Source organism: Burkholderia sp. 572 (assembly GCF_040545135.1).
Taxonomy (GTDB): Bacteria; Pseudomonadota; Gammaproteobacteria; order Burkholderiales; family Burkholderiaceae; genus Burkholderia; species Burkholderia cepacia.
In genome coordinates, this window is sequence record NZ_JBEPLH010000035.1 from 46,340 (window position 1) to 68,898 (window position 22,559).

Consider the following 22,559-nt stretch of genomic DNA (forward strand, 5'->3'; position numbering starts at 1 on the left):
GCGAATCACTGCAAGCGCAATCTACCTACTAGTTGGTTTTTTGTCAAGCATGACGGCGCATCTCGTCTTCGCAGCGGGCCAACCTTGCAGGGACGCCCCGCAAGCAGATGGTAGAGGAACGTGTCCCCAATTGCACTAACCGACCTCGTGCATTTTTTCATTGAGCGGGCAGCGCCGCAAATTCGTCCGATCAATCTCGAAGGAGCGTCACGACTACAAGGACGAGAAATGCCCTTGTGAAGCTACCAACTAGATGGTAGGCTTGCCGCGTGTTTGAACTTTTCCCTGCGCGAGAGCGCTCCTAGGAGGACCAGCAGATGACTACCCACCCGAACGGAATCGATGTGCCGGCTTTGCAGCAATTCGCGCAAGAAGTCGCCACGGACCCCACGAAGCGAAACGCGCGCTTCAACGTCAAGACGAAATGGGAACACCAGACGCGTTCCGTGGCGACTGTCAGCCACTATGAGCTGGGCGGGGTGACTCACCAGCGGCATTTCGAAATCGCAGCGGACGAACCCACCCAGCTTTTGGGCATGAATAGCGCGCCTAATCCGCAAGAGCTGCTCATGGCCGCGCTCAACGCTTGTTTGACGGTCGGATACGTGGTCAACGCCGCCGCGATGGGGATCACTGTCCACAGTCTGGAAATCGAGACCGATGGTGAGCTGGACTTGCGCGGTTTCCTCGGGCTCGACGAGAGCGTGAACCCGGGATACGACGAAGTGAGCTATGTCGTTCGCCTGCACACGGACGCTTCGCGCGAGCGTGTCGAGGAGTTGCACCGGGTCGTGACGAAAACTTCGGTCAACCTCGCGAATTTCTCGAAGGCGATCCGCATGGTCTCGACTCTCGAAGTCCGCGAAGGCTAACCAGCGGAGGTGCTTGCGATACCGGCCGCGTTCTGCGTTCTCCGCGAGGCGAGCTGATTCATGGACGCGGCAAGACGAGTAATGTCCGCGTTGGCGCGGCCGCGCATGCGGAACTGATCCAGACATTTAAATTAAGGAAGCCAAAATGAACGATTTTTCCGGTAAGAAACTTCTTGTCGTCGGTGGCACCAGCGGTATCGGGCTCGCAACGGCCAAACAAGTGCTGAAAAGCGGCGGTAGCGTCGTCTTGACGGGAAACAGGAAAGACAAAGCTGAAGCGGTCCGTGCCGAACTGAGCGGGCTCGGTCCGGTCTCCGTGATTGCGGCGAACCTCATGACAGAGGAAGGCATGAACGCCATTCGCTCGGAGATCAACGCGAATCACAAAGATATTTCGCTTCTGGTGAATTCTGCGGGCATCTTTGCTCCGAAGGCCTTCATCGACCACGAAGAATCTGATTACGACATGTACCTGTCGCTCAATCGTGCCACTTTCTTCATTACGCGGGACGTGGTCAGGAACATGCTCGCTGCGAAGCTCCAAGGCGCTATCGTGAACGTCGGGTCGATCGGAGCCCAGGTAGCGCTGGGCGACTCCGCGGCATCGGCGTATTCCATGGCAAAAGCAGGTCTGCACGCGCTCACGCGCAATCTCGCGATTGAACTTGCCGATGCGGGTATCCGAGTGAATGCTGTCTCGCCGGCGATCGTACAGACGTCGATTTATGAAGGCTTCATGGCGAAGGAAGACATTGCCGGTGCGATGAAAGCGCTGGAGTCGTTTCATCCGCTCGGACGCGTTGGTACGCCCGAAGACGTTGCAAACACGATCGTCTTCCTTCTTTCAGACAAGACCTCGTGGGTAACCGGTGCCATCTGGAATGTGGATGCGGGGGTGATTGCGGTGCGCAAATGATGGCTGTTTGGATGTGCGCGCGCTAGCAGTACATGGGCGACGGAAACGTGATGAAGGAGGGGCTACCGCTGCCTCCAGCGGTGGTCCAACAGGACATTGAAGGCGTAGTCGACGACTTCATGGACGGCGAGCAAGGAGTGTGCGATGCGATTTGCAGTCTATAAAAAGGGTGGGCACCGCGGCATCGCGGTGGAGCACGGCGGGCGATGGTTCGGGCTGACCGCCGAGGACACCGCCTATCCGGGCGATCTGGATGCGTTGCTGGCGCACGGCGCTGATCTTGCCGAAGTGGGCGCGCTTCTCGCGCGCGGCGCGCCGGTCGATCTCGAGGCGGTGCGCTTGCTGCCGCCGTTCGGACGGTCCGGCAAGATCGTCTGTGTCGGATTGAACTACCTCGACCACTCGACCGAGACCGGGTTTGCGAAGCAGGCCTATCCGACCGTGTTCGCGCGGTTTGCGTCGAGCCTGATCGGCCATGGCGACCCGATCGCGCTGCCGGCGCAATCGTCCCAACTCGACTACGAGGGCGAACTAGTGGCGGTGATCGGCAAGGGCGGACGCAGCATCGTGCGCGAGCGGGCGCTCGATCATGTTGCCGGCTATTCGATTTTCAACGACGCCACGCTGCGTGATTACCAGTTCCGCACGCCGCAATGGACGATGGGTAAGAACTTCGACGGGACGGGGGCATTCGGGCCGTGGTTCGTCACGGCCGACGAACTGCCGCGCGGCTGCAAGGGGCTGAAGATCCAGACGCGCTTGAACGGTGCGGTCGTGCAGGAGGCATCGACGTCGGACATGATTTTCGATGTCGAGACGCTGGTCGTGCTGCTGAGTGACGTGATGACGCTGCAGGCCGGCGATGTGATCGTCACGGGCACGCCTGCCGGTATCGGGATGGCGCGCGAACCGCAGCTCTGGATGAAAGCCGGAGACGTGTGCGAAGTCGAGATCGAGCGGCTCGGCGTGTTGCGCAACCCGGTCGCGTACGTGGGGATGGTCCGGCGCGACGCTTGACTGACGAGCATGGTGCCCTGCGCCCGGCTCGCAGGCGTTGTCAGGCAGGTTCTCTACATGCGAGGAGAGGCGGACGCACGCGTAGGGTGCCGTGATCGTGAGCGTGACAACAGATAGAGGTGCCTGTCACGTTCGGACAGTCTTCTGAGATTTTAAGTGGGACGTCCGATGCGGTTATGCTGGTGATTTAGTCGCAGGCGAAGGATGATTACCCGTCGACGCAAAGAAGTCTGCTGGCTCGTCCGGCTTGGCGAAGTGCCTCCCGTATCTGAAAGATCGACTACAAGAGCTTGATCGGTAAAACGCGATTTGATTCCAAGGGCGATCTCCAGAATGCGACGATGACACTCTATACGTTCAAGAACTGGAAACGCGAAAGCCTGCGCGTACAACATTGAATATCGGGACACCCCGACACGACGTTCGGGGTGTCTGCTTCCTCTCTGGTCAAACGCGCCCGTGCGCTCAGTCGCCTGCAGCCAGGAAGTTCACCGGACCGTCAGTCAAACGCTAAGCGGGGGGATCCGATCCGCCCACGGTGCAGCGCGCTCAAGCTGCGCGGCGAGCGAGAACAGCAGCGACTCTGCGCCGAACGCCCCCGCGAAATGGCTGCCGATCGGCAGGCCTTGCTCGTCCCAGTAAAGCGGCACCGACATCGCGGGCTGACCGGTCGCGTTGAACCATGCCGTGAACGGAGAAAACCGATGCGCTCGATCGATGACTTCGCTCAACGACTGCGTGTCGTCCGCGGTCGCAAGTTCGGCCGGCGCAAGCGGCGGCATTGCGAGCGTCGGCGTTAGCAGCACGTCGTAGCGCTCCATCAACCGGCCGAACGTCCGGCCCAATGCATGGATCCAGTCGACGGCGCTCGCGTATTCGGCGCCGCTTGCATTGCCTTTCTCCCGCAGGATGATACGGGTGCGGGCCTCGATTTCGCCGTCGCGCACCGGAAGTCCGCGCTGGTTGCCTATCATGTCGACCAGCGCACGCGTTTGTGCGCCGATGATCGTGAATACACGGTCATAGAACGCCTCCGAATCGACCGGACTATCGAGCGGCTCGACGTGGTGTCCGAGCGAGCGCAGCAACGCGACGGTATGTGCGAGTGCGGGTCGGCAGGCCGGATGAAGCGGCCACGGTGGCGCTTGCTCGATCACGGCGATTTTTAGCGGCCGCGGATCGCGCTGCGTGGCCGCGAGAAACGTCTCCGGTTGGCATGGCGCCGCATAGGGCGCGCCGGTATCGGCGCCCGCAGTCAGGTCCAGCAGGGCGGCGCTGTCGCGAACCGAGCGCGTGATCGCGTGGTTGATGGCCATGCCGGCCCATCCTTCGCCGATCATCGGGCCATTCGGCGTTCGACCGCGTGTCGGCTTCAATCCGAACACGCCGCAGCAGGACGCGGGCACCCTCAGCGAGCCACCGCCGTCGTTGCCGTGCGCGAACGGCAGCACGCGTGCGGCGACAAGCGCTGCCGCGGCGCCGCTCGATCCGCCGGCGCTCACATGCGGATTCCACGGATTGCGTGTGACGCCGAAACGCGCTGACGAGGTGCAAAACGACGTGCCCAGTTCGGGCGACAGCGAGGTTCCAGCGATCGGTATGCCCGCGCGCCGTAGGCGCCCCACGAGTTCGCCGTCGAAGTCGGGCCGGTAGTCGCCGAACAGGAACGATCCGTTCGCCATGCGTGCGCCGCGCACCGGCATGAAAAGGTCCTTGATGAGTGTCGGGACACCGGCAAGTACGCTCTCGTGGCCAGTGATGGTCGATGCGGCTAGTCTGGCCGTTTCGTCGAGGCGCTCTGCGACGGCATTCAGCGAGGGGTTGATCGCGTCGAGTCTGGCGAGGACGGCGTCCAGCAGTTCCGTCGGCGTTACTTCTTTCTCGCGAACGAGCGCCGCGAGCGCGATGCCATCATGCGTGGCGATGAGCGTTTGGAAATCTTTCATAGGTCTATCGTTCGAGAACAAGACAATGGGAGTGGATCAATCGTCGCCGCGGCTACGAAATGCCGGCAGCAACCACAGCAGTGCCGTGGCGGCTGTACCGGACGCGATGGAGACGATTGCGGGACGCAGTCCGCCGAACGCCTGTGCACATCCGAGCACGACCAACGGGCTGAGGAACTGGCCCAAATAGAGCGCGGCTGTGAAACCGCCCAGGGCGCGGCCACGAATCGCGAGCGATAGCCTGCGCATCAGCGGCAGGATTGCGTTTGGGACCAGCATGCCGCCGCCGAAGCCGTGAATCACGACCGCCACGACGATGGCCGGCACCGTATTGGCGCTCGCAAGCAGATACAGACCCACAGCAAGCAGCACAAGGAGCGCGACATTGACGAAGCGCCGGCCGAGCGCGTCGCGCAACCATGGCCATGCGATGGAGCCGGCCAGCGTCGATAGCAAACCGATACCCGAGACCGCACCGATCATCGTCGACGAGTGCTGCCCGATGTCGATCATCAGCTGCGGCATCTGCACCGGGACCACGAAGGAACTGACCATTCCGACGCAGATCAGCAGATAGCCAATGGCGAGCGTCGACGCGAGCTTGCCGCCGGACAGTGGCGTGCCGCCGTCGCCCGGCTCGGCGGGCCGACCATGACGCAGCGGCTCCCACAGCAGGGCGGCAATCGCAGGTATGAGCAGGATCGGCAGCAGGTAAAGATAGAACGGATAGCGCCATGCGTGCTCGCCGGCCGCGCCGCCAAGCACGAAAAAAATCGTGCCGACGACACCGATCGTGACGACCTGCCGGTTCACGTAGCGCACCCGTTGTTCACCGTGCCAGTAGTCGCCGATTAACGTCGTGCAGCACGTCATCACGCACGCTTCCGCGGCGCCGAGCGCGAACCGGCAGACGAGGATCGCGGTGAAACTGTCGAGCCATGCCGGCGCAGCGCCGACCAGCCCGTACACGAGCGTTGCTAGCAAAAGCAGCATCTTGCGTCCGACGCGATCGGCAAGCCAGCCGGCGAGCGGCGCACACAGCGCGATCGCAAGGGCGGGGCCCGTCGCGACGAGCGGCACGAGTGCGGCGAGGCGCGGGTTGGCTGGCACGAAGTCCGCCGCGAGTTTCGGCAGGATCGGCGCGATCATGACTGCGCCCATTACGGTGAGACTGCTGCCGAGCAGCAGCACAGCACCCTGGCTGGCGCCGGCTTGCCTAGCGGCACGTGAATATGGCGCGGTATGCGTGGAAGAAAGCGGATTCATCGACTGCTCCCGAATCAGAACATCAGAACGACAGCGCGGCACGCAGCGCGATTTGGTACCCCTGCGCGTGGTTTTGCGCACCGAATTCCTTGTAAACGTGCAGCCATACCGCCGGCTTTCCCGGTTCGACATAGCTGATCGCGGGGCCCAGCGCGTTCACGTGCGCGCGGTTGCCGTCGACATTCGGGCCGTGGTCGTTGCTCAGTTGCCGCTCGATGTAGCCGCCGAGGCCGGCGGTGAACGGGCCGATGTGCTGTCCGAGCGCGAATTCCTGGCGGAACCCGGTGCCGCTTCGATAGTTCGTTGCACGGTTCGTCGTGTTCTGATCGACCTCGATGCTGGTCGAGATTTCGAATCCGCTGTCGGTGATGTACGTTGCGCCGATGATCGGCGAGAAGGTCCAGTGGTTGACGCCAGGATTGAAAAGTCGAGTGGACCGATAGGCTCCCGTTGGCGCCTGCACTTGGAGTGCGACGTTGACGAACAGATTAGGCAAAGTCCACGCGAGAATCAGCGGCTGGAAATCCGCATCGCCGATATTGGTCGGATCGGCCGACATTGCGAGCGTTCCCGCGGGCGTCGGTACGTTCACGTGCCCGTTCAGATTCAGGAACGGCACGATCGCGCCGAAGCCGACGTTCGCGCCGAACAGCCTCGCGTTTGTCATTCTGATGTATGCGAGGCTCCACGACGCGGCTGTTAATGAGAAGTCGGCATTGCCGCCGTTGCGCATCGTGTGCGTCGAATAGTACGCGAAGCGTGTGGCGAGCGTGCCGTTGGGCGTGGGCGGCGGCGTCATCCCTGCGCCGAAATCGAACACGCCGAACGGCGTGATCGGGCCGTCGTTTTCAAGCGCGCCAGCGCTCTGACATGCGAGCGTTGCCGCCAATGTGCCGATCGCGACGACGGTGGTGCGTGTGCGACAGTGCCGCACGCCATGCGGGCGTCTGAGGACTTTCATCGTGCCGTTTCCCGTACAGTTGAAATGTGTACGGAGTCTAGGAACGTCAAAATCCGGCGCGTTATCCGCTTTTGGTAATTATCGTGGGGGGCGTTTGAGCGTATCGGACGGCAGTTCGCCGAACAGTTCCCGGTAGTGCGACGCGAATCGGCTCAGGTGCCAGAAGCCCCAGCGGCACGCGACGTCGCTGACCGAAGCGCTCGCCGGGGAATGTTCGCGCAGTTCGCGACGCACCGCGTTGAGCCGTACCACACGCAAGTACCACGCAGGATGCGTGCCGAGGATTTCCTCGAAGCAGTACTGCAGCTTGCGCCGGCTCGCGCCCACCGCACGGCATACGTCGAGCACGGTCAGTGGAACGCCGGGCTGCGAGATCACGAGCTCGCGCACGCGGTCGACGATGCGACGCCGCGCGGATGGATCGAGCCGAACGGGTCGGCCGGCCGCTTCAAGCGCGTCGACGAGTTCGATCAGAATAGTGTCGCGCAGCGCCTTGCGCGTCTGCAGACGCGCAAGGCGCTGCTCCGACGTGTCTGCAGCGCTGAAACCCGCTACCAGCAAGGATTTCAACGCTTCGTAGCGGGCCACCGGCACGCGCGCGATGCTGGTTTCGCTAGACGGCGTTCCGCCGGCTTCGCCATCGTTATCGCCGAGCCATACCAGCCTGCGAAGCGTATCGGTTGGGACAGTCAGCAATACGACGTCCTGGTGGTCCGGGGTGCGCAACTCCGGCAGCGATGTGCCGCTGGAGACAAGCAGCGCTTTGTCGCGCAGCGGTGAGCCGCCGCAGTATCCGGTGCCTGAGGTTTCCAGCGGGATGCTGAACGACGTGCTACCGGCGCACTGGTCGCCGCGTTTCAGCAGCGAGCGATTCACGCGTTCCCTCAGGAGCTGCATCTCGTCGAGGCGGATCGCATGGACGGTACCCTGGAAAGGCCCAGGCGAGAGCTGATCGAGGTGGATCGACCAGCCGTGCGTGCATTCGGCGAGGCTGTCGACGTCATTGCAGGTGAAGCGCCGGATGAACGGCATCCCGTCGGTCGAAGAGTCGCCGGTTGTCGCGGGCGGCAACGGGGTGTACGGCATGGCAGGTTGGGCGATGGACGAAGACCAGTGCTGACAGTGCGCACACCATAAATCGGTGACAATGCGTCTTTACCCCGAGGCCGGACGTGCCCGACGCGCTCGCGGCTGGCAGACCTTCGGCTGACGACGTCGGCGGCGAATTCACGAGCCAGCCTCCGTCATCGACTTCCTGATAGCGCCGCATCAGCGGGTTGACTTGGCGAACGCTCAGACCGATCCGTTACGCTGCACGCCCGGGTTTCCAACCCATCTCGGCGATCAGCATCACCTTGGTTCGGTCAAGTTCTCGCATGGCGCACTCAGTGAGATTGAGTACCGGGAGAGTCTCGGGCTGACGACATAACCGATCGTATGTCTATGCAGTTATTACTAGTGCATACAGAAGAGAGACCTAAATTTTCAAAATAATTACAAAAAACGACGAATATTAATATTCGCGTAAGAGTTTGATCGATGAATTTCAAAAAGAACTCCGGAATTTTGCTAGTGCGGCGAGAATGAGGGCGCGACTGGAGAGTCGATATTTGATTTAGAGCTATTGCATCTTTTATTTATTGTTTGATCAAAAATCTGCGGTTGCTGGATGCACGTCAATGACTATGCAGCGTATAATTAAGTGAATTTGAAAGCCATATGTCATAAATTGCTTTGTACATGAGGGGCCGCCGGGAGATGCAACTTGTTTGACGCCTGGTTATCGCATAAACAGAGGCGCCATTGTGATTGCTGCTCGCACTCCCGTCAGTGCCATCACTTTGCCGACGTTCTCAACTGAGGATCATTATGGTCACCGATCCGTGTTAGTGCGCAGGGATTCGAGAAAAATCCGAGGCCCTGAGCAGTATCCTGGGATACGTGTTGTGTCCCGGCCGAGGTTCGTCCGGCGGCGAATTGCGACTCATAGGTTACCCCCCCCACTGCTTGCCGGCTGCACCTATTTCGCTCTCTTATTTTAAATACAAGGAAAACCAATGAAAGGCAAAAGCAGCACGCGCCTCGTCCTAATGCTCTCCGCCTTGGCCGCGCTCGCCGTGCAAGCGTCCGCGCAAGCGGCCACCTGCACGCCGCAGTGGAGCAGTTCGGCCAGCACCAACACCACGAATCTGCAGAACGCCATCCAACAGTGCGCCGCCAGCGGCACCAGCAGCAGTCCGGGCCTGGTCGACCTGGCCAGCAACAACGGCATCTCGACGGCGGTCATCACCAGCGTGAATCTCGCCAGCAATATCGTGCTGAAGTTGGAGAAGGGCTTCACGCTGAAGGGCTCGCCCGCGCAGCCCTCGAGCGGCGCAATGCTGACCGGCAGCAATCTGAGCAACCTGACCATTACCGGCACCGGCGCGATCGACGGCGACGGACAGGACTACTGGCCTGCCGCAGTCGGGCAGAACAATACGGCCCGGCCCAAACTGATCGCCATCACCGGCTCAAACCTGCAGATTGGCTCGAACTTCACCGATGCCGGCAAATCGCAGTCGATCGTGGCCTTCCCGAGTTCGTCCAATGCTACCGGCAGCGCACTGATCATCCGCAACTCGCCGAAGGAGCAACTGGTGATTGAATCGGGCTCGAAGAACGTCACGATCGACGGCGTGTGGATCTACGCGAATCCGAACCGCAATGCCAGCGGTGACGATCTCGCGCCGAACACCGACGCGATCGACATCATCGGCACCCAGACGGCGACCATCAAGAACTGTCTGCTCGACACCGGCGACGACGATATCGCCATCAAGTCAAACGCGGGCGGGGCGGCCACCTCGAGCGTCAACGTCAGCCATTGCGTGGTGGGCGGTGGTCATGGCATCTCGATCGGCGGCCAGGAGGCGGCCGGCACCACGCTCGCCAAGCCCGGCGTCTCGCAGGTGACGGTCGACACGATGCAGTTCAGCGGCACCGACTACGGCTACCGGATCAAGACCGACCAGACCGCCAAGGACAGCGGTGCCACCACCGGCGTGACCTACCGGAACACCTGCATGCGCAACGTCCAGCAGCCCTTCCTGTTCACCTACGCCTACGCCTCAGGCACCGGCGGCGCCCTGCCGATCATCGCCAACGTCACCATCGACAACGTGATCGCCACCGCCACCAAGCAGCAAGGCGCCATCATCGGGCTCTCGAACAGCCTGATGGGCGTGCCAAAATCGGGCGACACGGGAATCCGCATCACCAATAGCCAGATCAGTGGCGGTAAGGCCTTCTCCGTGACCGACGGCGAATTGCAACTGGGCAGCCACAGCAGCGCGACGACCTCGACCGGTTCGAACGGACAAGTAGTGGGGATTCCGGATACCGGCGCGACGCTGTCCTGCCCGAGCAGCATCACGATCCCTGCGCAGATTTGAGCGACATGGGGACACGTCTTCGGTAGGGGCCAAATTAGGATCAAAACGCCTGATGCGTAAGCGCGAAATCCTCCGCACCTAGCCGGCACTGCTGAATCGATCCACGATTGCGTCCGCAACTCACACTTGCGGACGCAACCACGATGACAGCTGACACGATTGACCTCGTTTACCTGCCCCTGAAGGTGATGCACGTTTCGCCGCACGGCAAACGGTCGTTCGATCCAGATGGGAAACGCCGCCTGGTCGAAGCATGCTTGCAACCCGGCGCGTCACTATCGTTGGCCAGGCTGGCTTACCCGGATACGGGAGGCCAATCTGATCCGTTCAATGTCGTGCAAGGGCTGCTCGCCCCATAACGCGGCGTGCGAAGGCTTCTTGGGACGGCTGAAAACGGAACTGTTTTACTCTCGAGACTGACAGACCATCACCACCGACCTATTCATCGAGGTCGTCGACTCGTACATTCGCTGGTACAACGAGAAACGGAGCAAGATCTCGCTTGGCGCACTCAGTCCGATTGAGTACCGGGAGAGTCTCGGGCTGACGACATAACCCAGTCCAAGAATTCCGCCGCACCCCCAAAGCGGACATTTCAATCTAGCCACTACAATGTACGAGTTCGTTAAGTTTAGTTATGTAAAATAGATAGGATGCCGAATAAATTGATTCGCCTCGCTTGCCTGTTCGGCGGTCTTGCGATCATGCTGAACTTCTTCCACAAGTGAAATGCTGGACGCCGGAGCCGCGAAGCTTTCGAACCCGGTGTGACGCGCGGATATAATGAGCCGCTCTATCCAGAACTATCTCTCAAAGGAAATTCCTTCACATTTATGGCTACCTATCTCGAACTGAAGGCGCAAGCAGAGGCACTCGCACAGAAAGCCGAAGAAGCGCGGCTTGCTGAGCTGGATAGCATCATCACTGCGATTCGCGAACAGATCGCCGAATACGGCATCACGCCCGACCAACTCTTTGGTCGCCGGCGTGCAGCAGCGCCCAGCGAGCGCGCGCCGATCGCACCGAAGTATCGTGACCCGAAGTCCGGCGCCACCTGGAGCGGGCGTGGGAAGGCACCGCAATGGATTGCAGGCGCGAAGAACCGCGATCGGTTTCTGATTAAGGACGCGGAATAACACGGCAAAATTGCCGCTCGGAGTGTGGCGCAGCCTGGTAGCGCGTCTGGTTTGGGACCAGAGGGTCGCGGGTTCAAATCCTGCCACTCCGACCATGTATTCGGGCCCGTAGCTCAGCCGGTTAGAGCAGTCGACTCATAATCGATTGGTCGCTGGTTCAAGTCCAGCCAGGCCCACCAGTGAAGAGGACGCCTATGTCGCTGATCGATCGCATGCTGTCTCGAGCAGTTCCGCGTTCGACCGAGGGTCGCCGGAATGTCCTGGTGCGAGTTTGGCTCGACGACGAAGGTCGCGTTCGCGATCTGAAGGTGCGGCGCAGTTGCGGCGATCCCGCGCGCGACGACCGCGCGCTGCATGCGATAGCCGTCAAGCTGTTTCCGCGTGGCCAGCTCGGGTCAGGTGGCGGCACCTCACAACGGTGGCACGATCTCACATACGACGGAGATTGACGTGCCGGGCCCGGCCGCTGCCGAGCCCTCCTCCTGGTCAGCTTGACGTCTCGTGCTGTCCGTCGACGTCGCCGGTTGTGTTCGAGTCCGCTTCAGCGACGAGTTCCCGATGAAGCCGGGCGGCCGCCACAGGCGAGTCGACGTTGGCATGGAGAGACGTTCCATCCCATAGCTCGACGACCCACTTGTCGCGTACACGGCAGACACCGATCGTCCAGCCGCTGCGATGCGAATATCCGTAGTCGCTCACCACGGTCCACCCGAGCGCGACCATCGCGTCGCGCTGCTCGAGCATCGGCGCCGCGATCATCCTCGACTCCGCGGTGCGCGGACCAGGTCCGCGAGCTTGCCGGCAAGCTCGTACGTCGGCTGTGTCAAGGCATCGCGATCGCGAAAGCCATCCGCTCGAATCAGATAGTCCATTCTGCTTTCCGCTCCGCATAGCAGCCGCTGCCGGCCCAGATACTGTATGTATATCAGGGGTGCGAGCGATTCGCAATATTCGGCCGCTGGCGCGCCGATTCAAGGGAGCTCAACCGAGCCTGGATGCTGTCCCACTGCGGCGTGCTGGCGGCCGATCGTACGATCGGCCGTCACGCATCCGCTCAAGCCGCTCGAGCGCCTCGGCGAACACCGCCAGCGGCGCCGTGCGCAGCTGATCATCGTGCCACCCGATCAGCGCGGCGACGAGCTCATCCGTCTGCGGGTCCAGTGCCCACTCGCCGCAAGTCTTGCCCTGCGCGAGCGCGGAGTTGATACCGCGTTCGGTGGCCACCAGGACCTCGATGCGCAACTCGTGCTTGCGGGCTTCGTCGACGAAGCCCGCAAGCACGACCAGCTGCAGTAGAACAGCCAGTCCGTGGGCCGAGCCGCGACCCATCCGCAGCGCCTGGAATGCCGCGTGATACTGCAATGCGAGCTCCTCTGCTTTCTGCCGGGGCATCGGCAGCAGCAAACTCCGGGCGAGCTTCGAGTGCGCGGACGGCTGGTGTCGTCGTGATGAAGGTGCGCGTCGGTTCGACATGGCGGTCTTTCGTCAAGCCTCTCAATGAACCTTGAATGGTGCTCTGAAGACGCGGAGCACCCGTAGACACCAGCGGAGCCACGTCGAGCGCTGGCTGTCCTGATCGTTGGCAGGTCGAGTTGGGATCCGCGTGCGACCTGTGTCTTCGACGATACGGTGTGGATGCATGGTGGTTGTCCTGGAGGGGAGCGTGCTCACTGTTCGGCGAGCTGCTCGAACTCGTCGCATTCGTCAAAGAAGTCTTGCTGTCCGGGCAGTGGCGCCGGCGGCCGGCGCGCCGCGCGCGGCCGCGGATGACCGGCACGCTTCAATGTTCGTGCGATCGCCTGCAGCTGCACCCACATCTGATCCGCGTCGACGGCCGACAACGTGTCGGCCGCTACCTCGAGTGCGCTGACGAGCGACTCGAGGTGCGTGGGTGCGGTGGCCAGCGTCGTGCGTGCATCGGCGCGCCGCAGGCTCTCCCGGTAAACCGCGAGCCAGCGCGCGAGCGCTTTGCGCTCGTCGCGGCTCAACGCATCGAGCAGCGCGGCCGGTATCGGCCTGTCGGCGCGAAACGTGCCGAGCACGTGTTCGCGCCGGCGCCCCCTGGTCGGGGGCTGTGTGGGAGGTTCGACGCGCAGCACCTTGATGAGGCGTCCCTGTTCACGAATGAGCATCGACTCGTCTCTGATTTCACACGATCACGCCAAAGCATAGCGCAACCGCGTGTCGCGTTGATGCCGCGACACGCGGGCCTGCCTATCCAGTCCCGCGGCCTTGGGCCGCGAGAAGGGGCGCTCGCCGCGCGGCGAGCTCGTGCTGCCTCGCGTATCCGCATACCTCCAGCCCCTGAGCCCGTCGTCCCAAGCGCGACCGTAGCCCTTCCCCGTTCCCGTTCAAGGATCCGCTTCGCCGGCCGCGGCACCCGTTCGGTGCTCGCCCTACGGGCTGCGCTCCGCGTGCGGCTTTGCGTCCGTCCTTGAACGTGCCCGGCTGCGGGCTCCTTTTGTCGCGGGACGGCGAACTCAGGGGACTGGCGGCAGCAGTTCTGCCGACGTCCAGGCACCAAAGCCCGAACCCCTACGCGGGGACAGGGAATCTTGGGGCCCGGTCAGCCTGACAGCCAAACCGTTACAGCCGCATCAACCTGCACAGGAGAAAGCTCGTGAACACGTTCCAGCAACGCCAGCATGACCGTCGCACGCGTCTTGAGGCTCGGGCCGGCAAGGCACGCTCCGCATCCCAGATCGCCTATACCGCCGCCAAGCAAATGGCATCGGCCATCCCGTCCGGTCAGCCCGTGCTGGCCGGCCACTACTCCGAATCGCGAGACCGGAACTATCGCGAACGCATCCACAAGACCTTCGGGAAGTCGTTCGCCCTCGCCGACCATGCTGACGAACTCGATCGTCGAGCCGCCGCAGTCGGCAAAGGCGGGATCTCCAGCGACGACCCGGACGCGGTTGCCAAGCTGCGCGCGCAGCTGGTCGCTCTGGAGGAACAGCACGAGCAAATGAAGCGCGCCAATGCCCTGGTGCGCCGCGATGACCGCGCCGGTCTTGCCCGCATGGGATACAAGCCAGACACCATCGAAAAACTATTTACGCCGGACTTCGCCGGTCGTGTCGGTTTCGCGTCGTACGAGATCTCGAACAGCAGCGCCAACATCCGCCGCATTCGCGATCGCATTGCCCAGCTCGAGAAGATCGCCGCGCGCAGCTCGGTCGAGCATCAAGGCGAAGGCTACGTGTATCGCGAGGATGTCGAAGACAACCGCGCCATGTTCATCTTCGACGCGAAGCCTGCGAAAGACCTGCGCGCGCTCCTGCGTCGCAACGCGTTTCTGTTCAGCCCCTCACGCTCCCCCGATGGTACCTCCGCCTACGTTCGCAAGCTGAGCCCGGCCGCGATCAGCACGGCGACCTGGCTGCGCCCGCAGATCGATCAACTCCTCGCTGCTAGCTAAACCACGCTCGGCCCGCGCGAGCGGGCCAGCATTACGGAGAACAACCATGGAAATGAGCCGGACCTACAACGTGTTCACGATGTGCAGTGGCTTGGGCGGCGGCGCAAAGGGCTTCCAACAAGCCGAGTCCCGCGTGCGGAACATGACAGCGAAGTGGCGCTGCATCGGCGGTATCGACAACGATCCCGCCGCTTGCCGGGATTTCCTCTCTCTCGTCGGCGTGCCGTGCACGCTGATGGATCTGTTCACGCGCGAGCAATACACCGCGTTCCACGGTGCGGAACCCTCTCACGGATGGCGCGAAGCGACGGCCGCCGACATCCGCGCCGCTGCCGGCAACCAGCATCCGCACTGCGTGTTCATCTCTTCGCCGTGCAAGGGGGCGTCTGGCCTGCTGTCCGAAGCGTTGAGCCGCACGCCGAAGTACCAGGCGCTGAACGAGCTCACGCTGCGTTGCATCTGGCTGATGTGCGAAGCGTGGAAGGACGACCCGGTTGAACTCATCGTGTTCGAGAACGTGCCGCGGCTCGCGACCCGCGCTCGGCACCTGCTCGATCAGATCAAGCAGATTCTGAGCCACTACGGCTACGCCGTGAACGAGACGACGCACGACTGCGGCGAGATCGGCGGTCTCGCGCAGAGCCGGAAGCGTTTCCTGCTCGTCGCGAGGCATACCGCGAAGGTGCCGCCCTTCCTGTATGAGCCGCCCCTCAAGCGCCTCCAGGGAGTCGGCACGCTGCTCGGCCGCATGCCGCTGCCGGGCGATACCGACGCGGCCGGCCCGATGCACCGTATTCCGTCTCTGCAGTGGAAAACGTGGGTGCGGCTCGCGTTCGTCAAGGCGGGCAGCGACTGGCGCAGCTTGAACGACCTGGCGGTCGAGAGTGGCCATTTGCGCGACTACCTGATCGTGCCGGAGATGCGCAACACCGTGCTCGGCGTGAACCGCTGGGACGAGCCCAGCGGGGTCGTGGCCGGCGCGAGCCGCCCCGGGAATGGGGCGTTCTCGGTCGCCGACCCGCGCGGGCCGGCCGACGCCGCGCAGTATCAGCAGTACGGCGTGCTGAACTGGAACGACCACTCGGGCACCATCACCGGCCAGAAGTCGCCGGGCCAAGGCACCTTCAGTGTGGCCGACCCGCGCCACGTCGGTCCGGCGAAGCACAACAACGAATTCCGGATCGTGCCGTGGGATGACGCTGCAGGTGCGGTCACCAGCGCGCACGGCACCGGCCAGTGTGTGCAGGATCCGCGTTCGACGGCCGGATTCGAGGGTGCCGGTAAGTACCGCGTCACGGGCTTCGACGAACCAGCCGGCACCGTGATCGCGCGCAGCGACAGTGGCCAAGGCGCTTTCGCTGTCGCTGACCCGCGCCCCGGTATCCGGCGCGAACGCGGCGATGCGTACCTCACTGGCGGCCACTACGGCGTGGTCGGCTGGGACCAGCCCAGCGGCGCCGTATCCGCGGCTGCGGGCCACGACAACGGGCGCTGGTCTGTCGCCGATCCGCGCTTGCCTGCGGCGACCGAGAAGATCATCGCGATCATTCGCGCGCTCGACGGCACGTGGCATCGCCCATTCACCACGCTCGAGCTGGCTGTCCTGCAGTCGCTCGCCGAGCCCGAGGAATATCTCGAACTCGACGGCCTGTCCGACCAGGCATGGCGAGAGCGCATCGGCAACGCGGTGCCGCCCGAGGCCGCCGAGGCAATCGGCGAGGTGATGGGCACGACGCTGCTGCTCGCCGAATCGGGCGAGACGTTCCAACTTTCGTCGACGCCGGTGTGGGTGCGCTCGGTTGCAATCGCGCTGACCTTGCCCGGCAGTCTGTAACGCGGCCCGTGTCCTATGAGCGGCCCGCCGCGGCGGGCCGCATTCTCCGAGGAGTCGAGATGAAACAGCACTGCATTCTGTTCCCGAACGACGCAGACGCGATCGCATTGTGGTCGGACAAGGACGTCAAGGTATGGGCGGTTGACATCGCGGCCGGGCGCGAACGACGCCCGACCTACCGCCACACCTATTACGCCCGCGCCCGGACAGCCGATCGGGCGATCGAGTGTGTGAAGCAAAACCTGAACTGGCGGGCGCCTGGTGCGCGCTATCGCGCGCGCCTTGCCGGCCCCCGCGAGCTCGGCTGTCACTTCGTGACCGCCGAGACCACGCCGGTTGAGCGACGCACGATAGCAGCCGGGTTCGATCGTGTCGGGTAGCGATGGGCGTGCACCGTGCGGCGCACGCGCTATTCCAGTCGCGGGGCCTTGGGCTGCGAGAGGTGGTGCTCGCCGCGCGTCGAGCTTTTGCTGCCTCGCGTGTGCACATGGCTTCAGCCTCTGTGCGTGCGACTCCAAACGCATTCGTCCGGAGTTTGCGGCGGACCCTGGGCGTCTCCCTCCGCTTCGCTCCGGGCCGGGCTTTCGCGCTGCGCGTCGAGCCTCGCTGCGCGAGTCTCGCCCCCTTCGGGCTTCAATCCCTGACGCAAACCCGATAACCCCTGTACAGCCGGGGCTCCGCCCCGATTGGGCGCTCGCCGCGCGGCGAGCCGGTGCTGTCTCAACTTTTCGCGTACCGCCAGCCCGTGAGCTCGCCGTCCCAAACGCGACCGTAGCCCACCGTCGTTCGCATTCAAGGGTTCGCTTCGCCGGCCGCGGCACCCGTTCGGTGCTCGCCCTACGGGCTGCGCTCCGCGTGCGGCTTTGCGACCGCCCTTGAACACGCCCGCCGGCAGGCTCCTTTAGTCGCGGGACGACGAACTCAGGGGACTGGCGGCAGCAGTTCTGCCGAAGTCAAGGCATCACCGGCACGTACCCCTACGAGGGGAGCTCCGAATCTTGGGGCCCGGGCGGCCTGCAATGCAAACCAACTTCGAACGGAGGTCTCGATGGAAACGAACCGCCTGCACCATTGGATAGTAGTCCTTCAGTGTGCGTACATGGAATACACGTACACGCCATGGGATGGACGCAACTACTACCGACGCACTGTCGGTTACGACCACGTCGTTTGGTGTTGATGGACACCGTCGAACTCCATCTGCCTCGCATCTGAATTTTCAACGGAGAAAGCCATGAAACTCGCAACCACGTTCGGCCGCACGGCCCCGATCCTTCGTTCGAGCACGCCGCTCGATGACGACCAAATTCGGCAGGTCGCGCCGTCGATCTTCGCGGCCGACAAGCACGACTCCCGGTCGGATCGCTACACGTACATCCCCACCATCGAGATCCTCACGAAGCTGCGTCAGGAAGGGTTCCAGCCCTTCATGGTTTGCCAGACGCGCGTGCGCGACAACGGCAAGCGCGAGCATGCCAAGCACATGCTTCGCCTGCGCCATGCCACGCAGGTCACGCAATCCGACTCGCCGGAAATCATCCTCCTCAATTCTCACGACGGGTCGAGCAGCTATCAGATGCTGGGGGGGTACTTCCGCTTCGTCTGTGCGAATGGCTTGGTTCTCGGCGACGCAACGCACGACGTGCGCGTTCTGCACAAGGGCAACGTTGTCGACGACGTCGTCGCGGGCGCGTACGACGTGCTCGACGGCTTCGACTTGATCCGCGAGGTCAAGGAAGGCATGACCGAAGTGCAGCTTGATGAGCACGAGCAGCACGCGTTTGCGCGGGCCGCGCTCGCCTACCGCTACGACACCTCGACCGCCCCGGCACCGATCACGGAGGAGCAGGTACTGCGGCCGCGCCGCACTGACGATGCCGGTCGCGACTTGTGGACGACATTCAACCGCGTTCAGGAATCCTTGGTTCGTGGTGGCCAGATCGGCCGAACCGCGACCGGCCGCCGCACGCGCACGCGCGAGGTCACTGGCATCGACCAGGACATCAAGTTGAACCGCGCGCTCTGGGTTCTCGCCGACGCGCTGCGTACCCGTAACAGCTAACCCTTCATGCGCCGGCGAGCAGCGCCGGCGCTCATCCGGATGTTTCGTGCTCCATTTCTATCGAGGTCGAACATGATGCTTACCACCGAAACCAGCCTCTCCCGTTCTACCGAACTCGTGTGCGCGCGCACCAGCTGCGACGGCGCGACGCCGGCGATGGTCATTGCCGACACGCTCAACCTCATCGAAACCGTGCAGCTGGTGCAGACGATTCTCCATGAGGCATTTCCCACGACGACGTTCGCGATCGCCGTCACGAAGAAAGGAAACGGCTCGCACCTGACGGTCGATTGGACGGACGGCCCGCGCGACCTGCAGGTGGCACGGCTCGTATTGCCGCTGCAGGCCACACGCGTGGTCGACGGCGGGAAGGTCAAGCGGGTCGAGCACTTCATGCTGACGTCGGCGGGCCGGCTGACGGTTCACCTGGCTGCCGACCGGATCATCTTGTCGAGGCAGTTCAGCGATGACGCGATTTCGCGTGCAATTTCGCGCCTCGCGGTGCGGTACGCAGACTTTCTGGCACCGGACGTCCGCGCGGCGATGACCGTTGCGGGATACCGCGCGGGCCAGCTGCAGCTGCTCGAGGTCTGCGGTGTGCATCGGACAGGAAGCCACCGATCGGGATCCAACGTACAGATGGACGTCGACGCGATGCTCGCGGAAACCACCGACGCGCATGGATTTCCCCGGTCGATCACTGCCGCACGCCTGTTTGTGCGTCGCGACACCCACTGACCGCGGATGTCTAGCGCTATGCAAACGGTCGAAATGTTCCTGGACGCGGAAGCGCGCCCCACCCTTGAACGGCGCGTACAGCGCGCGATCGACGCGCTGGGAGCGCTTCTCGTCGCCAACCGGATGGTGATCTGCCAGTTCAGCGCGGGCAAGGATAGTGGAGTCGTGACTAGCCTCGCGCTCGAGGCGGCCCGACGGCATGCTGCAGCTGGTGGTCGGCCGCTCGTGTGCGTGATCACAGCCGACACGCTCGTCGAGTCGCCTGAGATGGTTGAGCACGCGCATCGCGAGCTCGCGAAGATGGAAACCTATGGCCACGCGCACGGATTCGACGTTCGCGTGCAGGTTGTTGCCCCGTCGCTCGCGACGTCCTGGCAGCTGTCGATCCTCACGGGCCGCGCCTTGCCGAGCTACGCCGGCACGAATTCGGACTGCTCGGTCTCTTTGAAGATCGAGCCGAGCCGGGTCGGCCGCAACCAGTTGTACCGTGAAGCACGGAAGGCCGGTTATGCCGAGCCCGTGGTATTGCTCGGCACACGTCTCGCCGAAAGTGAGCGCCGCAAGGCGAAGATGACCGTGCGCGGCGATCGCGCGGATACGCCGGTTCGCAACAGCGATGGCGAGTACACGCTCTGCCCGATCGCCGACTGGTCGACGGAAGATGTCTGGGAATTTATCGGGGAGGTCGCCTCTGGGCTGCGCAGCAGCTACACCGACTTCGCCGAGACGAAGCGGATCTATGCCCACGCCGGGAACAGCAGCTGCGCGATCGTCTCGGATCTCACGTTCGAGGAGGCGTCGGCCGGCAAGCGGGTGCGCCGGGGCCATTGCGACGCGCGCACCGGCTGCTGGACGTGCCAGCAAGCCGATGATCGCTCGCTTGCCGAGATGATCCGCTTCGACCAGGACAGATATGCCTATGCGTTCGGCCTGCAGCAGCTGAACCGGTTTATCCGGGCGATCCGCTACGACTGGTCGCGCCGCAATTGGGTCGGTCGAACCATCCGCGCAGGCTATGTCTGCGTGGAACCAGACACGTTCGGTGCGGCGACTGTGCGGGAACTCGTTCGGTACATGCTGACGATCGATCGCGACGAGCGCATCCGGGCTCGGCGCGCTGGGACGCAGCCGAAATTTCAGACGTTGCCGCTGCCGATGATGATCGCCGTCGACGCGATGCAGTCCCTGCAGGGGCTCGCCGCGCCGTTCGCGATCTGGGCCGACTACCGTGACATCTGCGAGCGTGGCATGACCTATCGTGTGCCGGAGATCGCACCGGCGCCGCCGGCGCCGATGCCGGAGCCGCTCTTCCTGCAGGTGGGCAACGAGTGGGACGACACGGCGGATCAGTGGACAGGGTTTCGAGATCCCCTGATGGAGGCGTTGACCGAGCGCTCGCCGTGCGCGCCGACTATTCTGGATCTGGGTGATGGCAAGAGCACGTGGAGCGTCCGCACCGGCCCGCGCTTCGACGTCGACGTCGAGTCGGCTGCGATGATCCTGCAATTCGAGGCGGATCGGTTGGCCGCGATGCACGACCGCGGCTTCCATCCTGGCGGGATCACGACCGGCTATCGGTGGTACCTGAACTACGGTGCGCTCACACTCTCCCATAAGCAGCAGCTGAAGCACGACGAGGTGGCCCGTCGCACCGACTTCAAAGACCGGCTCGGCCTGAATCTCGGGCACGACGTCGAGCAGCTCGCCGCGCGCAGCGTGCGCTTCGGCCAACTGCCCGACGATGCGCGACAGGCTTGGGGGCATAAGGCCACGACGGATGGTGCGCAGACGATCTTCGAGTTCGCGGCATGACGCAGACGCCGATGACTCCCGTGAATCAGCACGCCACGACGTTGGTCGTTATGGCGTGTTCGGCGATGAAGCTTGCGAGCCCCATGCCGGCGATCGACCTGTATCGCGGCGTGATGTACGGAACGTATCGCGCGAACGTGCAACGTCAGTCGCCGCCTGCCGTGATGATCCTGTCCGCGCTGCATGGATTTATCGAGCCGGGCCTGGTCATCGAGCCGTACGACCAGCTCATGACCCTGGCCCGCGCCGAGACGATGCTCGGCGAGCTCGATCGGTTCATACCAGGCACCTGGCCGGCGACGGCGCATCGTGTCTTGCTCGCAGGCGGTCGAAGCTATCGCCGCGTGATGGAGGCAGCGCTTACGCGCCAGATCGAACTCGGGCATGTATCGGGCCGAGTGCTCGTGCAGGAAACGACCGGCGACATCGGCTATCAGCGCCAGCAGCTCGGCGCGTTCCTACGAGGCGGCCAGAGCTAGGCCCCTCCATCGTCGTCGAGCGCCTCGGGGCGCAGCAGCTGACGCTCTTCGGATGCCGGCACCGCCGGCCGAATCATTTCCACGGTTCCCAAATTTGCGCGGCGGCCGCTGCGCGGCCGCGGCACGGAAATCGCGATCGCGCCCGGCGATCTGCGACCGCCGTGGCGCTCATGTCCGTGACGCAACGCCGCTCGCGCGCCTGGTGCCCACTCCATAGCCGAGCCTTTCGACCCATCCGTGCAGTCGACCTTTGAACCCGGAGCCCACGTTCGCCCGCCGTAGCCTGGTGGACGGACCGTTGCGCCGTGCGCGACGAGTGTCGCACGGCGCCCCGCTCCTGCAAGGGGCTTTCGCGGCATATCCTCGCGCGCTCCGCGCACTCCGGTATTCCACGGTCCCCTTGCCCCCCATTCTCCCGCGGGCGCTCGCCAGCTCCGGGTAGCACGGTTTGCGAGCCGCATCGCTCCGGCTGCCCCCATCTCAACTCTATGGAGCTGACCGTGAGCTATTTGTACAACGGCGACTGCCTGGTCGCCATGCCCAAACTCGCCCCTGAATCCGTCGACTGCATGTCGGGTAAGGACACGGCGTTGCCGCCGCATCCTCCCCTAAGAACCGTACGTGCCAGTTTCCCGGCATACGGCTCAAGCCTCTTTGAAGCTCCA

The 22,559-nt window shown here is 63.4% G+C and carries 20 protein-coding genes, 2 tRNA genes and 2 pseudogenes; 17 read left to right on the plus strand and 7 right to left on the minus strand.

Annotation, left to right across the window (positions count from 1 at the left end):
* Positions 1 to 317 precede the first annotated feature (317 nt).
* The 3 genes from ABIC51_RS37790 (at position 318) to ABIC51_RS37800 (ending at position 2,805) form a co-directional block, all read left to right on the plus strand.
* On the plus strand, positions 318 to 872 hold the full coding sequence (locus ABIC51_RS37790; protein ID WP_011695172.1) for an OsmC family protein: 555 nt from the start codon (positions 318 to 320) through the stop codon (positions 870 to 872).
* 145 nt (positions 873 to 1,017) lie between these two features.
* Positions 1,018 to 1,788 carry an SDR family NAD(P)-dependent oxidoreductase gene (locus ABIC51_RS37795; protein ID WP_146254966.1) on the plus strand — a complete coding sequence of 257 codons (771 nt, stop codon included), beginning with the start codon at positions 1,018 to 1,020 and terminating at the stop codon, positions 1,786 to 1,788.
* A 144-nt stretch (positions 1,789 to 1,932) separates the two neighbouring features.
* On the plus strand, positions 1,933 to 2,805 hold the full coding sequence (locus tag ABIC51_RS37800) for a fumarylacetoacetate hydrolase family protein (RefSeq protein ID WP_354007000.1): 873 nt from the start codon (positions 1,933 to 1,935) through the stop codon (positions 2,803 to 2,805).
* A gap of 503 nt (positions 2,806 to 3,308) precedes the next feature.
* Here the strand turns inward: ABIC51_RS37800 and ABIC51_RS37805 are convergent.
* The 4 genes from ABIC51_RS37805 to ABIC51_RS37820 form a co-directional block, all read right to left on the minus strand.
* Positions 3,309 to 4,751: an amidase gene (locus tag ABIC51_RS37805; RefSeq protein WP_146254968.1), complete on the minus strand. Its 1,443-nt coding sequence runs from the start codon at positions 4,749 to 4,751 to the stop codon at positions 3,309 to 3,311.
* 36 nt (positions 4,752 to 4,787) lie between these two features.
* On the minus strand, positions 4,788 to 6,017 hold the full coding sequence (locus ABIC51_RS37810) for an MFS transporter (RefSeq protein ID WP_124675962.1): 1,230 nt from the start codon (positions 6,015 to 6,017) through the stop codon (positions 4,788 to 4,790).
* Positions 6,018 to 6,039: 22 nt separating this feature from the next.
* Positions 6,040 to 6,978: a SphA family protein gene (locus ABIC51_RS37815; RefSeq protein WP_011695176.1), complete on the minus strand. Its 939-nt coding sequence runs from the start codon at positions 6,976 to 6,978 to the stop codon at positions 6,040 to 6,042.
* Positions 6,979 to 7,056: 78 nt separating this feature from the next.
* Positions 7,057 to 8,064 carry a helix-turn-helix domain-containing protein gene (locus tag ABIC51_RS37820; RefSeq protein WP_011548510.1) on the minus strand — a complete coding sequence of 336 codons (1,008 nt, stop codon included), beginning with the start codon at positions 8,062 to 8,064 and terminating at the stop codon, positions 7,057 to 7,059.
* 971 nt (positions 8,065 to 9,035) lie between these two features.
* On the opposite strand from ABIC51_RS37820, the gene ABIC51_RS37825 reads away from it, so the two are divergent.
* From ABIC51_RS37825 to ABIC51_RS37855, 7 genes and pseudogenes are all read left to right on the plus strand, one after another.
* Positions 9,036 to 10,412, plus strand: a complete 1,377-nt coding sequence (locus tag ABIC51_RS37825) for a glycoside hydrolase family 28 protein (RefSeq protein WP_146254969.1) — start codon at positions 9,036 to 9,038, stop codon at positions 10,410 to 10,412.
* 143 nt (positions 10,413 to 10,555) lie between these two features.
* Positions 10,556 to 10,693: pseudogene (locus tag ABIC51_RS37830) on the plus strand (IS66-like element accessory protein TnpA); the annotation flags it as partial.
* Positions 10,686 to 10,967: pseudogene (locus tag ABIC51_RS37835) on the plus strand (IS3 family transposase); the annotation flags it as partial. The pseudogenes ABIC51_RS37830 and ABIC51_RS37835, both read left to right, overlap by 8 nt.
* 278 nt (positions 10,968 to 11,245) lie before the next feature.
* Positions 11,246 to 11,548, plus strand: coding sequence for an H-NS histone family protein (locus tag ABIC51_RS37840; RefSeq protein WP_146254970.1), 303 nt, complete (start codon positions 11,246 to 11,248; stop codon positions 11,546 to 11,548).
* An 18-nt stretch (positions 11,549 to 11,566) separates the two neighbouring features.
* A tRNA-Pro gene (locus tag ABIC51_RS37845) sits at positions 11,567 to 11,643 on the plus strand.
* A 7-nt stretch (positions 11,644 to 11,650) separates the two neighbouring features.
* Positions 11,651 to 11,727, plus strand: a tRNA-Ile gene (locus ABIC51_RS37850).
* A 15-nt stretch (positions 11,728 to 11,742) separates the two neighbouring features.
* A complete protein-coding gene (locus ABIC51_RS37855) occupies positions 11,743 to 11,997 on the plus strand; it encodes an energy transducer TonB family protein (RefSeq protein WP_146254971.1) in 255 nt (84 codons plus the stop codon).
* A 37-nt stretch (positions 11,998 to 12,034) separates the two neighbouring features.
* Here ABIC51_RS37855 and ABIC51_RS37860 read toward each other — a convergent pair whose 3' ends face one another.
* The 3 genes from ABIC51_RS37860 to ABIC51_RS37870 form a co-directional block, all read right to left on the minus strand.
* On the minus strand, positions 12,035 to 12,307 hold the full coding sequence (locus ABIC51_RS37860; RefSeq protein ID WP_146254972.1) for a hypothetical protein: 273 nt from the start codon (positions 12,305 to 12,307) through the stop codon (positions 12,035 to 12,037).
* Positions 12,308 to 12,529: 222 nt separating this feature from the next.
* A complete protein-coding gene (locus ABIC51_RS37865; RefSeq protein ID WP_146254973.1) occupies positions 12,530 to 13,021 on the minus strand; it encodes a hypothetical protein in 492 nt (163 codons plus the stop codon).
* 194 nt (positions 13,022 to 13,215) lie between these two features.
* Positions 13,216 to 13,680, minus strand: a complete 465-nt coding sequence (locus tag ABIC51_RS37870) for a hypothetical protein (protein WP_146254974.1) — start codon at positions 13,678 to 13,680, stop codon at positions 13,216 to 13,218.
* 488 nt (positions 13,681 to 14,168) lie between these two features.
* On the opposite strand from ABIC51_RS37870, the gene ABIC51_RS37875 reads away from it, so the two are divergent.
* The 7 genes from ABIC51_RS37875 (at position 14,169) to ABIC51_RS37905 (ending at position 21,894) form a co-directional block, all read left to right on the plus strand.
* A complete protein-coding gene (locus ABIC51_RS37875) occupies positions 14,169 to 14,969 on the plus strand; it encodes a DUF3560 domain-containing protein (RefSeq protein WP_146254975.1) in 801 nt (266 codons plus the stop codon).
* 52 nt (positions 14,970 to 15,021) lie between these two features.
* On the plus strand, positions 15,022 to 16,803 hold the full coding sequence (locus ABIC51_RS37880; RefSeq protein ID WP_354007006.1) for a DNA cytosine methyltransferase: 1,782 nt from the start codon (positions 15,022 to 15,024) through the stop codon (positions 16,801 to 16,803).
* Between the two features lie 59 nt (positions 16,804 to 16,862).
* Positions 16,863 to 17,183 (plus strand): hypothetical protein, encoded by a 321-nt coding sequence (locus tag ABIC51_RS37885; RefSeq protein ID WP_354007001.1) that lies wholly within the window; start codon positions 16,863 to 16,865, stop codon positions 17,181 to 17,183.
* 854 nt (positions 17,184 to 18,037) lie between these two features.
* A complete protein-coding gene (locus ABIC51_RS37890; protein WP_354007002.1) occupies positions 18,038 to 18,865 on the plus strand; it encodes a DUF932 domain-containing protein in 828 nt (275 codons plus the stop codon).
* 39 nt (positions 18,866 to 18,904) lie between these two features.
* Positions 18,905 to 19,603: an LPD29 domain-containing protein gene (locus tag ABIC51_RS37895; RefSeq protein WP_354007003.1), complete on the plus strand. Its 699-nt coding sequence runs from the start codon at positions 18,905 to 18,907 to the stop codon at positions 19,601 to 19,603.
* Positions 19,604 to 19,621: 18 nt separating this feature from the next.
* Entirely contained in the window at positions 19,622 to 21,415 is a 1,794-nt protein-coding gene (locus tag ABIC51_RS37900; RefSeq protein WP_354007004.1) for a phosphoadenosine phosphosulfate reductase domain-containing protein, read from the plus strand.
* On the plus strand, positions 21,412 to 21,894 hold the full coding sequence (locus tag ABIC51_RS37905) for a DUF6884 domain-containing protein (protein ID WP_354007005.1): 483 nt from the start codon (positions 21,412 to 21,414) through the stop codon (positions 21,892 to 21,894). The genes ABIC51_RS37900 and ABIC51_RS37905 overlap by 4 nt, the downstream gene beginning before the upstream one ends.
* The last annotated feature ends 665 nt before the right edge of the window (positions 21,895 to 22,559 follow it).